Origin of the sequence: Streptomyces sp. P3 (assembly GCF_003032475.1) — a bacterium.
GTDB lineage: Bacteria > Actinomycetota > Actinomycetes > Streptomycetales > Streptomycetaceae > Streptomyces.
The window spans coordinates 5387024-5402096 of the sequence record NZ_CP028369.1 but is presented as its reverse complement, the minus strand read 5'-3'; the positions used below and the strand labels follow the sequence as shown (position 1 = coordinate 5402096).

The 15073-nt window shown below is 72.3% G+C and carries 1 protein-coding gene; it reads right to left on the bottom strand.

From position 1 onward, the window contains the following. Window positions 1-68: 68 nt before the first annotated feature. Entirely contained in the window at window positions 69-15059 is a 14991-nt protein-coding gene (locus C6376_RS24255) for a type I polyketide synthase (RefSeq protein ID WP_107445367.1), read from the bottom strand. Between the last annotated feature and the right edge of the window lie 14 nt (window positions 15060-15073).

The following is a 15073-nucleotide window of genomic DNA, read 5'->3' as shown; positions in this document are numbered from 1 at the left end:
TGGTGGGTGAGAGGTGGTGGCCGTTCCGGCCCGGACGCGGTGTCCGGGCCGGAACGGGGCCGATCGGTTCAGACCTCGCCGAGGTCGCCCTCGAGGAAGGCGCGCAGTTCGTCGTCGGAGACCTCGTCGGCGGTCGGCCCCGGCACGGTCGGCGCGGGGCCGGAGGCGGTCCCGGTCGCCGGGTCGTCGTCGAGCCGGGCCAGCAGACCGCTGAGTCTGCTGCGCAGCCGCTCCTGGACGGCGGTGTCCAGGACCGACGCGGTGAACTGTGCTTCCAGGGCGTCGAGACGGTCGAGGACCGGGGAGGTGGCCGGCTGCGCCTCGTGGGTGATGCGTTCCAGGAGGTGCGCGGCGAGCCGTTCCGGCGTCGGGTAGTCGAACATGAGGGTCGCGGGCAGTCGTGCTCCTGCGAGGGCGCCGATGCGGTTGCGCAGTTCGACGGCGGTCAGCGAGTTGAACCCGCTGTCCAGGAAGCCTCCTTCCGGGTCGATGGAGTCGGGGCTGTCGTGCCCGATGACCAGGGCCGCCTGAGTGAGTACGGCGTCCAGGACGACGGCGTGCCGGGCGTCCGGGGCGAGCCCGGCGAGGCGGTCGCGCAGCTCGCCCTCCGCGGACGTCGCCGACGCGCCGGTGGCCGGTGCGGCCCGGTGCCGGGTGCGGGCCGGGACGAGGTCGCGCACCAGGTCAGGCACCGACCCGTCGGAGGCGCGCAGCGCGGCCGGGTCGAGGTCGACGGGCGCGTGGTACGGATCCCGGGAGCGCAGCGCCGCGTCGAGCAGGGCGAGCGCGTGACCGGTCTCCATGGGCCGCAGTCCGCTGCGGGCGATGCGGCGCATGTCCGCTTCGCCGAGCTTGCCGGTCATTCCGCTGCGTTCGGCCCACAGACCCCAGGCGAGGGACTGGACGCGGCGTCCGCCGGCGGCGCGGCGGGCGGCGAAGGCGTCGAGGAAGGCGTTGGCGGCCGAGTAGTTGCCCTGCCCGACGCCGCCGAGGGTTCCGGCGATCGAGGAGAACAGAACGAGCGCGGCACCGGTGTCGCGGGTGAGTTCCTCCAGCAGGACGGCCGCGTCGGCCTTGGCCCGCAGCACCGTGTCGACGCGCTCGGGAGTGAGCGACTGCACGATGCCGTCGTCGAGGACGCCCGCGGTGTGCACGACGGCGCGCAGCGGCCGGTCCGCGGGGACGTGGCCGAGCAGGGCGGACAGGGCCTCGCGGTCGGCGACGTCGCAGGCCGCGACGGTGACGTGGGCTCCGTGAGCGCTGAGCTCCTCGTGGAGTTCGGTCATGCCCTCGGCCGCCGGGCCGCGCCGTCCGGCCAGCACCAGGGAGCGCACACCGTGGGCGGTGACCAGGTGGCGGGCGATCTCCCGTCCCAGGATGCCGCCGGCCCCGGTGACCAGGACGGTACCGTCCGCGAACGCCCCGTCCGCCGTCTCGGCGGGCGGCGTCGCCCGGGTGAGCCGGGGTGTGAGCGCGGAGCCCTCGCGCAGGGCGATCTCGCTCTCGTCCGAGGCCAGCAGGGCCGGCAGCCGTGCCAGGGAGGCCGCACTGCCGTCGTGGTCGATCAGGGCGAAACGGCCCGGGTTCTCGGCGCGCGCCGCACGGACCAGCCCCCAGACGGCCGCCTGGGCCGGATCGGTGCGGGGCGCGTCCTCGGCTCCGGTGGTGACGGCGTGGCGGGTCAGCACCACCAGCCGGGAGGCCGCCAGGCCGTCCTGCGCCAGCCAGTCGGTGAGCAGGCTCAGCGCGTGGCTGGTGGCGCGTCGGGTAGCGGCGGTGACGTCGCCGTCCGCGTCGGACCGGGTGTCGGGCATGGCCGCCAGGACCGTCGCGGGCACTGCGGTGCCTGTGGCCGCGTACAGCGCGGCGGGGTCCGTGTGCCGGACGGCGGTGCCGAGTGCCGGTGCGTCGGGCAACGGCACGCTGCCGACGAGGTGCGGCGGACCGGCGGGCGCCGTGCCGATGCCGACGGGCGTCCAGCGGATCCGGTGCAGTGCGCCGCGGGCCGGAGCGGCCGGCAGGGCGCTGGTGTCCACGGGGCGCAGGGTGAGTCCGTCGATGTCGGCGACCCGGTGTCCCCCGCCGTCCAGGAGGTTCACCCGGTAGGTGTGCTCGCCGACGGGGGTGAGGCGCACCCGCAGCGCGGTGGCGCCGGCGGAGTGGGCGACGACGTCGGAGAAGGTGAACGGCAGGACGGTGCCGGTGCCTGCGGCGGGAGCCAGGGCCACCGTGTGCAGGGCGGCGTCCAGGAGGGCGGGGTGGACGCGGAACCGGTCGGCGCCCTGCAGGTGTTCGCCTTCCTCGGGGGCGATCTCGGCGTACACGTGGTCGCCGTCCCGCCAGGCGGCGCGGAGCCCGCGGAACGCGGGGCCGTAGGCGAAGCCGCCGGCGGCGATGCGGTCGTACAGTCCGTCGACGTCCACGGGCGTGGCGGCTGCGGGCGGCCAGGCGGCCGGCAGAGGTGCGGGGGCGACGGCCGACGGCGTGTCGGTGAGGGTGCCGTCCGCGTGCCGCGTCCAGGCGGTGCCGGTGGCGGGTCGGGAGTGCACCGAGAGGGCACGGTCGCCGTTGCCGTCGGGCGCCGCGACGGACACCTGAAGCCGGACGCTGCCGTTCTCCGGGAGCACGAGTGGCGTCTGGAGGGTGAGGTCGCCGATCCGGGCGGCCCCGACGTGACCGCACGCCTCCAGGGCAAGGTCGAGGAACGCCGTGCCGGGGAAGAGGATGCGGCCGTCCAGGGCGTGGTCGGCGAGCCAGGGCCTGTCGTTCACGCAGACGGATCCGGTCAGCACCACGCCGGAGCCGTCGGCGAGGGCGACGGCCGCGGTGAGCAGCTGGTGGCGTACGGGGTCCAGGTCCGTGCGGGTGCTGTCGGAGCCGGTCGCCTCGAGCCAGTAGCGGCGCCGCTGGAAGGGGTAGGTGGGCAGATCGGTGCGGACGGCGCCCGAGGGGGTGAACCAGGTGTCCCAGTCCACTCGGTGGCCGTGGGTGTGCAGACGGGTGAGGGCGGAGGTGAGCGAGGTGTCTTCCTCCGCGTCGCGCCGCAGCGTCGGCACGAGTGCGGCGACGCCGTCGACGCAGTCTGCGGCGAGCGCGGTCAGCACGCCGCCCGGACCGATCTCGACGTAGGTGGTGACGCCCTGTTCCTCCAGTGCGCGAATGCCCTCGTGGAAGCGGACGGCGTCGCGCACCTGGCAGACCCAGTAGGCGCCGTCCATCGGCTCGTCGGCGGTGACGGGACGTCCGGTGACCGTGGAGACCACGGGCAGGGCGGGGGCGGCGTGTTCGAGAAGCGCCGTGTGTGCGGCGAACTCGTCGAGCATGTCGTTCATGTGGTGGGAGTGGAAAGCGTGACCGACCTGCAGACGGTGTGTCTTGCGGCCCCGGCCGGCCAGTTCGGCCGCCACCGCGGTGACGGCTTCCTCGTCGCCGGACAGGACGGTGGCGAGCGGGCCGTTGACCGCCGCGACGGACACCCGGCCCTCGTGGGCGGCGAGGAGCGGTGTCACCTCCTCCTCACCTGCCTGGACGGAGATCATGACGCCGTCCGCCGGCAGGCTCCCCATGAGTTTTCCGCGGACGGCGACGAGCCGGCACGCGTCCTCCAGCGTGAGCACTCCTGCGACGTGGGCCGCGGCGATCTCGCCGACCGAGTGGCCGAGCACCGCGTCGGGCCGTACGTGCAGGCTCTCCAGCAGTCGGTGCAGGGCGACCTGCACGGCGAAGAGCCCGGCCTGGGTGTAGGAGGTACGGTCCAGGAACGCCGCCTCGGGAGTGCCGGGCTCGGCGAACAGAACCTCGCGCAGGGGTAGTTCGAGTTCGGCGTCCAGGTGGGCACAGGCCTCGTCGAGGGCGTCGGCGAAGATCTCGTACCGCTCGTACAGGACGCGCCCGGTGGCGGCCTGCTGACTGCCCTGCCCGGAGAACAGGAAGGCCACCTTGCCCCCGCGGGCCCGGCCGGTGGTGAGCAGCGGGTGCTCCCGGCCCTCGGCCAGAGAGGTGAGCGCCTCGGTGAGTGAGGCGGTGTCGCCGGTGGCGACGGCCGCGCGGTCGTCGTGGTGGGCGCGCGTGGTGGCCAGGGAGAGCGCCAGGTCGGCCGGAGCGGTGTCGGGTCGGGCGGCGATGTGGTCGAGAAGACGGCGTGCCTGGGCTCGCAGGGCGGCGTTCCCGCGGGCCGACAGCAGCCACGGCAGGGTGCGGGAGGCCCGGTCGACCGGACGGGGCTCCGCCGGGGCACGGGTTTCCGGCTCTTGGATGATCACGTGTGCGTTGGTGCCGGAGACGCCGAAGGACGAGACGCCCGCGCGACGCGGGCCGTCACCGGGGGTCCAGTCGCGTTCTTCCTGCAGCAGGCGCACGGCGCCGGACGACCAGTCGACGTGCGGGGACGGCTGCTCGGCGTGCAGGGTGCGCGGCAGGACGCGGTGGCGCATCGCCATCACCATCTTGATGATGCCCGCGACGCCGGAAGCGGCCTGTGTGTGGCCGATGTTGGACTTCAGCGCCCCGAGCCACAGCGGGCGATCGGCAGGCCGGTCCTGACCGTAGACGGCCATCAGCGCCTGCGCCTCGATGGGGTCGCCGAGGGTGGTGCCGGTGCCGTGCGCCTCGACGGCGTCGACGTCCAGCGGGGAGAGCCCGGCGGAGGCCAGGGCCTGGCGGATGACCCGCTGCTGGGCGGGTCCGCTGGGCGCGGTCAGCCCGTTGGAGGCGCCGTCCTGATTGACGGCCGTGCCGGCGACGGTGGCGAGCACGGGGTGGCCGTTGCGGCGGGCGTCGGACAGGCGCTCCAGCAGGAGGAGGCCGACGCCCTCGGCCCAGCCCGCGCCGTCGGCCTCGGCGGCGAACGGCTTGCAGCGGCCGTCCGGCGACAGGGCACGCTGCCTGCTGAACTCGACGAAGGTGTCCGGGGTGGAGATCACGGTGACACCGCCGGCCAGGGCGAGTTCGCACTCCCCGGACCGCAGGGCCTGCACCGCGAGGTGCAGCGCGACCAGGGAGGACGAGCAGGCGGTGTCGACGGTGACGGCCGGTCCTTCCAGACCGAAGGTGTAGGCGATGCGTCCCGAAGCGACGCTGCCGGCGCTGCCGGTGGCCAGGTAGCCCTCCAACTCCTCGGGGGCCTGACGGGCGCGGCTGCCGTAGTCGTTGTAGTTGGATCCGACGAAGACGCCCGCGCGGGCGCCGCGGATGCGGTCCGGATCGATCCCGGCGCGTTCGAACGCCTCCCAGGACGTCTCCAGCAGCAGCCGGTGCTGCGGGTCGATGGCCACGGCCTCGCGGGGCGCGATCCCGAAGAACGCGGGGTCGAACCGGTCGGCGTCGTGCAGGAAGCCGCCGTGGCGGGCGTACGAGTGGCCGATGCGGTCGGGGTCGGGATCGTAGAGGTTCTCGACGTCCCAGCCTCGGTCGGCGGGGAACGGTGTGATGGCGTCGGCGCCGTCGGCGACCAGTCGCCACAGGTCCTCCGGCGAGACGACACCGCCGGGGAAGCGGCAGCTCATGCCGACGATGACGACCGGGTCGTCGTCGACGGCCGCCGTCGGCAGTGCGAGCAGCGGCTCGGCGGCCGCGCCCGTACCGAACAGTTCTCCGTCCAGGTAGGCGGCGAGGGCTCCTGCGGAGGGGTGGTCGAAGGCGAGCGTGACCGGCAGACGCAGCCCGGTGGCCTCCGCGAACCGGTTGCGCAGTTCGACGGCGGTGAGCGAGTCGAAGCCGACGTCGCGGAACGCACGCCCGTCGGGGACCGCGCCGGGATCCGCATGGCCGAGAACGGCGGAGGCCTGGGCGCGGACCTCGGCGACCAGAGCGGCACGGCGCTCCACCGGGGGCAGGCCCGCGAGGCGCTGGACGAGCGGCGGTCCGTCGACGGAGTCGGCCTTCTTCTCACCGCTCTCCGGGGAGAGCGGTGCCCGGGCCTCGGGGAGCTCGCGCAGCGCGGCGAACGCGCGGGCGGTGATCAGCTTCCAGTCGACGTCGGCGACGATCAGGAACTCCTCGTCCTGCTCCAGCGCCTTCTGCAGGGAGGCGATGGCCAGTTCGGGGTCCATCGGTGGTACGCCGTCCCGCCGCAGCCGCTCGGCGACCTCCTCGCCGACCATGCCGCCGCCTGCCCAGGTTCCCCAGCCGATGGAGGTGGCGGGCAGTCCCCGCGACCTGCGGCCGGCGGCCAGGGCGTCCAGGAAGGCGTTGGCCGCGGCGTAGCTGCCCTGTCCGGGACCACCGAGGGTGCCTGCCATCGACGAGAACAGTACGAACGCGTCGAGGTCGAGATGGCGGGTGGCGGCGTCGAGGGCCAGCGCCGCATCGGCCTTGGGTCGTAGGACGTCATGGGCACGCTGCGGGGTGAGCGCGTCGATGAGGCCGTCGTCGATGATGCCGGCGGTGTGCACCACTGCCGTGAGGGTGCCGCCGCCGGGCAGGTCGTCGACGAGGCGCCGCACCGCGTCGGCGTCGGCGACGTCGCAGGCGATGACGGTTGCCGAAGTGCCCAGCTCGGCGATTTCGGCGACGAGTTCGTCGGCACCCGAGGCGTCGGGGCCGCGCCGGGAGGCGAGCACGAGGTGTTCGGCGCCGGAGCGGGCGAGCCAGCGGGCGACATGCCGGCCGAGGCCGCCGGTGCCACCCGTCACCAGGACCGTGCCGGACGGCTGCCAACTGCCGTCGGGCCGCGGCCCGTCACCGGCGCGCACCAACCGCCGAGCGAAGAGTCCGGAGGCACGCACGGCGAGGTGGTCCTCTTCGAGCGTCCCGGACAGAGCGCCGATCAGCCGACGCGCCGCACGGTCGTCGAGCGTGCCGGGCAGGTCGACGAGCCCGCCCCAGCGCTGCGGGTACTCCAGGGCGGCGATGCGGCCGAGACCCCAGGTCATCGCCTGCAGAGGGCTGGTCAGCCGGTCGCTGCGGCGCACGGAGACCGCGCCACGCGTGGCACACCACACCGGGGCGTCCAGACGGGCGTCTGCGAGCACCTGGAGCAGAGTCGTGGTCAGGACCAGGCCGGTGGGCAGCACACCCTCGTCCGACCAGGGGGACTCGTCCAGCGCGAGCAGCGACAGCACGCCACCGACCTCGACGCCGTCGACCGCACCACGCACGAGGTCGACCATCCGGTCACGTTCGGCGTCCGGGCCGCCCACGACGAGAACGCGGGCCTCGGCGGAGCTGCCGCCGATCGCGGTACGCACGTCCTGCACGAGGGGGTCGTCCTCGTATCCGGCCGGCACGACGAGCAGCCAGGTGTTCGCCAGCTCGTGGACGCGTGCTGGCTGTTCGGTGCGGGGCCGCCATGCGACCCGGTAACGCCAGCCGTCGAGCGTGGAATGGTTGAGCCGGTCCCGCCGCCAGGATGACAGGGCGGGCACCACCTCGGCGAGTGAGCGCACGTCATCGAGGCCGAGGCTGTCCGCCAGGGAATCGAGATCGTGGCTGTCCACGCTCGCCCAGAATCCGTCGTCGAGAAGGTCCACCGCCCCGAACGTCCCGGAGTCGGCGGTGGTCTGCGGAGCAACCGGTTCCAGCCAGTAGCGGTTGCGCTGGAAGGCATACGTCGGCAACTCCACCCGACACGGCGACAACCCCTCGAACACCGGCCCCCAATCAACCCCCACACCCCGAACCCACGCCTCACCCAACGACAGATAGAACCGCTCCAGACCACCCTCACCCCGCCGCAACGACCCCACCACCACCGCGTCCGAACCGGCAGCCTCGACCGTCTCACCGATCGGCACCGTCAACACCGGATGCGGACTCATCTCCACAAACGCACCGAACCCCTCCCCCACCAAACGACGCACCACCGGCTCCAACAACACCGACTGCCGCAGATTCCGGAACCAATACCCCCCGTCCGTCTCCGCACCCTCCACCCACTCACCCGTCACCGTCGACAAGAACGGCACCGACGGAACCAACGCCGACACCGAACCCAACACCCCCGCCAACTCCTCCTCCAACACCTCCACATGAGCCGAATGCGACGCATAATCCACATCAATACGACGCACCCTCACCCCCGCCCCCTCCGCAAACCCCACCAACTCCTCCAACGCACCCACATCACCCGACACCACCGTCGACGACGGACCATTCACCGCAGCCACCGACACCCGACCACCGAAACGACCCACCAACTCCCGCACACCCTCGGCGGGCAGAGCCACCGACACCATCCCCCCACCACCCGCCAACGCCACAATCGCCCGCGACCGCAACACCACCACCCGCGCACCATCCACCACACTCAATGCACCCGCCACCACCGCAGCAGCAATCTCCCCCTGCGAATGACCCACCACCGCAGCAGGACGCACACCGAACGACTCCCACAACGCAGCCAACGACACCATCACCGCCCACAACACCGGCTGCACCACATCCACCCGATCCAACCCAGGCACACCCCCCACCCCCCGCACCACATCCACCAACGACCACTCCACCAACCCCTCCAACGCCACCCCACACTCCACAAACCGCGCAGCGAACACCGGCGAAGAATCCAACAACTCCACCGCCATCCCCACCCACTGCCCACCCTGACCCGGAAACACGAACACCGGGTCCACGGTGTCGCCGAGGCGCCGGGTGGCGCCTCGCACGAGGCCGGCGCCGGGCGTTCCGGCGGCCAGACCGCGCAGCGAGGCGACGAGGCCGTCGCGGTCGGCGCCGACGACGGCCGCGCGCTCCTCCAGCGCGGCACGGCCGGTCAGGAGGGAGTGCGCGATGTCGACGGGATCGCCGTCCGAGCTCTCCAGACGGGTCAGCAGCCGCTCGGCCTGGGCGCGCAGCGCGTTGTCCGAGCGAGCGGACAGCAGCCACGGCACGACGGTGCGGGGCGGGTCAGCGACGAGCGGTACCGACTCCTCCTCGGTGAGCGTCGGATCGGGTTCTTCGAGGATGATGTGCGCGTTGGTGCCGCTGACTCCGAAGGAGGAGACGCCGGCCCGGCGAGGCCGGTCGTCGCGTTCCCACGGGCGGGCCTGCGCGAGGATCTCCACCTGTCCTGCCGACCAGTCGACGAACGGGGAGACCTCCTCGGCGTGCAGGGACCTCGGCAGGGTGGCGTGCCGTATGGCCTGCACCATCTTGATGATCCCGGCCATGCCCGAAGCGGCCTGGGTGTGGCCGATGTTGGACTTCACGGACCCGAGCCACAGCGGGCGGTCGCCGTCGCGCTCCTGGCCGTAGGTGGCGAGCAGCGCCTGCGCCTCGATCGGGTCACCGAGCTTCGTCCCCGTGCCGTGCGCCTCCACCACGTCCACGTCCGCCGCCGACAGACCCGCGTCCGCCAACGCCGCACGGATCACCCGCTGCTGCGCCAGACCGTTCGGCGCCGTCAACCCGTTCGACGCACCGTCCTGGTTGATCGCCGAACCCCGCACCACCGCCAGCACCTGATGCCCCAGCGCCCGCGCGTCCGACAACCGCTCCAGCAACAGCACACCCACACCCTCGGACATGCCCATGCCGTCGGCGCCGGCCGCGAAGGGCTTGCAGCGCCCGTCGACGGCCAGGCCGCGCTGACGGCTGAAGCCGACCAGGCCGACGGGCTCGCCCATGACGGCGGCGCCGCCGGTCAGCGCGAGGGAGCACTCGCCCGAACGAAGGGAACGCATGGCCTGGTGCATGGCGACGAGCGCGGACGAGCAGCCGGTGTCCATCGTCACGGCCGGCCCTTCGAGGCCGAGGGTGTAGGAGATGCGGCCGGAGGCGATGCTGGTGACGGTGCCGGTGATGAGGTGGCCTTCGAGGCCCTCCGGGGCACCCCCGCTCGCTCCGTAGCCCTGGTGGGACACGCCGACGAAGACTCCGGTGTCGCTGCCGCGCAGGCTGTCGGGGGCGATGCCGGCCCGCTCCAGGGTCTCCCAGGTGGTCTCCAGCAGCAGTCGCTGCTGGGGGTCCATCGCAAGCGCCTCACGCGGCGAGATCCCGAAGAAGGCCGCGTCGAACTCGGCCGCGTCGTGCAGGAACCCGCCGTCGCGGGCGTACGTGGTGCCGGCTCGGTCCGGATCGGGGTCGTACAGGTTCTCCACGTCCCAGCCCCGGTCGAGGGGCAGGGAAGAGATGGCGTCGGTCTCGTCGAGGACGAGTCGCCAGAAGTCGTCCGGCGAGTTCGCTCCGCCGGGGAATCGGCAGCCCATGGAGACGATGGCGATCGGCTCGTCCGCATGACCCGGACCGGCCGCCGGGGCGGCGGGGAGCACGGCGGGCCGGACCTCGGCGGTTTCGTCGACGAGGTGTCCGCGCAGATGGCGCGCGAGATCGCGGATGTTGGGGTGGTCGAAGACGATCGTGGCGGGCAGCGTGAGACCGGTCGCCTCGTTGAGGCGGTTGCGGAGTTCGACCGCGGTGAGTGAGTCGAATCCGAGTTCCCGGAACGCACGTGTGACGGCGATGTCGTTGCCGTCTGCGTAGCCGAGGACGGCGGCGACCTGGGTGCGGACGACGTCGGTCAGGGTCCGGTCGCGTTCGGCGGAGCTCTGGCCGGCGAGTTCCGCACGCAGGCCACCACCGCGTTCCGTGACGCGGTCGAGAACGGCTTCGTCGGCCCGCATTGCGGCCGCCACCTCGGGAACCTCGTGCAGCAGCGGTCGGGGGTGGGCGGCGGTGAAGACGGGAACGAAACGCTCCCAGTCGATGTCGGCGACGGCGAGGAACCTCTCGTCGTGGTCGAGTGCCTGCTCGAGGCCCGCGACGGCGAGTTCGGCGTCCATGAACGGGATACCGCGCCAGCGCAGTTGTTCCCGGACGACGTTGACGGCCATGCCTCCGCCCTCCGGGCTCCAGATGCCCCAGGCGAGGGACATGCCGGTCAGCCCGCGCGCTCTGCGATGGTCGGCGAGTGCGTCGACGTAGGCGTTCGAGGCCGAGTAGGCGCCGTGGTCACCGCTGCCCCAGGTGCCGGCGACGGAGGAGTACAGGACGAAGGCGTCCAGCCGGTCGTGGTCGAAGATTTCGTCGAGGTTGACGGCGCCGAGCAGCTTGGCGCGGGCTCCCTCGGCGAAGAAGTCGAGGTCGGTTTCGGCGAGGGCGGCGAGCATGCCGACGCCCGCGGTGTGGACGACGGTGCGGATCGCGGGGCCGTCGGACTCCACCTGTTCGACGAGACGGTGCAGCGCTTCCCGGTCGGCGACGTCGCACGCGGCGATGGTCACCCGGCAGCCCAGCTCGGTGAGTTCCTGCCGCAGCGCCTGCGCGCCCGGCGCCTGGTCCCCGTGGCGGCTGGTCAGCACCAGGTGCTCGGCGCCCTTGCGGGCGAGCAGTCGAGCCGTGTGGGCACCGAGGCCGCCGGTGCCACCGGTGATCAGCGCTGCGCCGCTGGTGCTCCAGGGACGCGTTGAACTGCGGCCGGCCAGGGGTGCGCGGACCAGCCGTCGGATGTGGGCGCTCGATCCGCGCAGGGCGATCTGGTCCTCGTCGCCCCCTGCCGCCAGGACGGCGACCAGACCGCGGGCGACGTCGGGGTCGGGTGCGGAGGGAATGTCGACGAGGCCACCCCAGCGTCGCGGCTGCTCGAGGGCGACCACTCGGCCGAATCCCCAGAGCGCGCCCTGTACCGGACGGCTGACCGGCTCCCCGTCACCGGTACTGACGGCCTCGCTGGTCAGGAACCACGTCCTGGCCTCGATACCGGCGTCCAGCATGCCCTGGACCAGGACCAGGGAGGACATCATGCCGACGGTCGCGCCGGAGTGGTCCGGGGCGAGGCGTTCGTCGAGGGCCAGCAGGGACACGACGCCGCGCACGGAGCCGGTCCCGGCCACGCCGTCGGTTCCGGTGTCGGTTCCGGCGACGGCGTCGGTTCCGGTGTCGGTTCCGGCGACGGCGTCGGTTCCGGCGACGGCGGCCGTGAGGCGCTCGGCGACGAGCGCGCGGTCCAATTCGTCGCCGGCCAACGTGAGGGTGACGGCGGTCGCGCCCGCCTCACTCAGGGCGTCCTGGACGGCGGCGGCCAGTGGCGAGCGGCTGTGCTCCTCGGGTACGACGAGCAGCCAGGTCCCGTCGAGCGTGGCCCCTTCGGCGAGCCGATACGGCCGCCACGCCACCCGATAACGCCAGCTGTCCAGCTTCGCCCGACCCTGCCGCCCTCGATGCCAGGCCGACAACGCCGGCAGGACATCGCCCAGACCGCCCGTTCCGTCCAGCCCGAGCGTGCCCGCGAGTCCTTCGAGGTCGCCCTCCTCGACGGTCCGCCAGAACTCCTCCTGCGCCGGGTCGACACCGGCCCGCGCCTTGGGCAGATCCAGCCAGTAGCGGCTGCGCTGGAACGCATACGTCGGCAACTCCACCCGACACGGCGACAACCCCTCGAACACCGGCCCCCAATCAACCCCCACACCCCGAACCCACGCCTCACCCAACGACAGATAGAACCGCTCCAGACCACCCTCACCCCGCCGCAACGACCCCACCACCACCGCATCCCCACCCACAGCCTCGACCGTCTCACCGATCGGCACCGTCAACACCGGATGCGGACTCATCTCCACAAACGCACCGAACCCCTCCCCCACCAAACGACGCACCACCGGCTCCAACAACACCGACTGCCGCAGATTCCGGAACCAATACCCCCCGTCCGTCTCCGCACCCTCCACCCACTCACCCGTCACCGTCGACAAGAACGGCACCGACGGAACCAACGCCGACACCGAACCCAACACCCCCGCCAACTCCTCCTCCAACACCTCCACATGAGCCGAATGCGACGCATAATCCACATCAATACGACGCACCCTCACCCCCGCCCCCTCCGCAAACCCCACCAACTCCTCCAACGCACCCACATCACCCGACACCACCGTCGACGACGGACCATTCACCGCAGCCACCGACACCCGACCACCGAAACGACCCACCAACTCCCGCACACCCTCGGCGGGCAGAGCCACCGACACCATCCCCCCACCACCCGCCAACGCCACAATCGCCCGCGACCGCAACACCACCACCCGCGCACCATCCACCACACTCAACGCACCCGCCACCACCGCAGCAGCAATCTCCCCCTGCGAATGACCCACCACCGCAGCAGGACGCACACCGAACGACTCCCACAACGCAGCCAACGACACCATCACCGCCCACAACACCGGCTGCACCACATCCACCCGATCCAACCCAGGCACACCCCCCACCCCCCGCACCACATCCACCAACGACCACTCCACCAACCCCTCCAACGCCACCCCACACTCCACAAACCGCGCAGCGAACACCGGCGAAGAATCCAACAACTCCACCGCCATCCCCACCCACTGCCCACCCTGACCCGGAAACACGAACACCGGGTCGAGGGGGGTGCCGGGGCTCTCGGTGAGGCCGCGGGCCGCGCTCGCGGGCCGCTCGCCGCGGGCCAGGGCACGCAGGCCATCGACCAGCCCCGCGTGGTCCGTGCCGATGACGACGGCGCGCTCCTCCAGCGCGGCGCGACCGGTGGCCAGCGCATGGGAGACGTCCACTGCGGAGAGGCCAGCGGACTCGATGCGGTCGAGCAGCCGTTGTGCCTGCTCCCTCAGCGCGGCCTCCGAGCGGGCCGACAGCATCCAAGGCAGGACGACACCGGTCTTCTCCCTCTTGTCGGCAGCCTGGGCATCCGTCACCTGGGCATCCGCCACCTGGGCGTCCGTCGCCTCGACGGCTTCCGCCGGTTCGGCGACCGGCGCCTGCTCGAGGACGACGTGGGCGTTCGTGCCGCTGCCTCCGAAGGAGGAGACGCCCGCGCGGCGCGGCCGTCCGGTGTCCGGCCAGTCGACCGACTCGGTGAGCAGGCGCAGCGTGCCGGAGGACCAGTCGACGTGCGGGGTCAACTCCTGCGCGTGCAGTGACTTGGGGGCGACACCGTGGCGGAGCGACTCGACCATCTTGATGATGCCCACGACACCGGAAGCGGCCTGTGTGTGGCCGACGTTGGACTTCAGTGAGCCGATCAACAGCGGGTTGCCCGCATCGCGTTCCTGGCCGTAGGTGGCCTGCAGGGCCTGCGCCTCGATCGGGTCACCGAGCCTCGTCCCCGTGCCGTGCGCCTCCACCACGTCCACGTCGGCGGCCGACAGACCCGCGTCCGCCAGCGCCGCACGGATCACCCGCTGCTGCGACGGGCCGTTCGGCGCCGTCAACCCGTTCGACGCACCGTCCTGGTTGATCGCCGAACCCCGCACCACCGCCAGCACCTCATGACCCAGCCGACGTGCGTCCGACAACCGCTCCAGCAACAGCACACCCACACCCTCACCCCAGCCCGTGCCGTCGGCGCCGGCCGCGAAGGGCTTGCAGCGCCCGTCGACGGCCAGGCCGCGCTGACGGCTGAACTCGATGAAGTTGCGCATGCTGGCCATGACGGTGACACCGCCCGCGACAGCCATGGAGCACTCGCCGGAGCGCAGCGCCCGGATCGCGAGATGGAGGGCGACCAGCGAGGAGGAGCACATCGTGTCGAGGCTGACGGCGGGTCCCTCGAAACCGAAGCTGTAGGAGATGCGCCCCGACAGCACGGCGGCGGATCCGCCGGTCAGCAGGTGTCCTTCGATGCCCTCGGGCGCGCGGGCGCCGTCGGGCGCGTAGGCCTGGTTGCTGGCGCCGACGAACACACCGGTGGAACTGCCCCTCAGGGTCGTGGGGTCGATGCCGGCCCGCTCGAACGCCTCCCAGGTGGTTTCCAGCAGCAGTCGCTGCTGCGGGTCCATCGCCGTCGCCTCACGCGGCGAGATCTCGAAGAAGCCGGCGTCGAACTCGGCCGCGTCGTGCAGGAAGGCGCCTTGGCGGACGTAACTGGTGCCGATGCGCTCCGGGTCGGGGTCGTACAGCGCCTCGATGTCCCAGCCACGGTCGGTCGGCAGGTCCGAGACGGTGTCGACCCCGTCGGCGACGATCCGCCACAGTTCCTCCGGGCTGCGCACTCCACCGGGCATGTGACAGGCGGTGGCCACGATGGCTATGGGCTCGTGCGCCCGCGTCTCCAGGTCGGTGAGCCTGTGACGGGTCTGTCGCAGGTCCGTGGTGACGCGCTTGAGGTAGTCCCGCAGCTTGTCCTCGGTGTTGTGCGTGTTGGCCATGCCAGTCAGCCCTT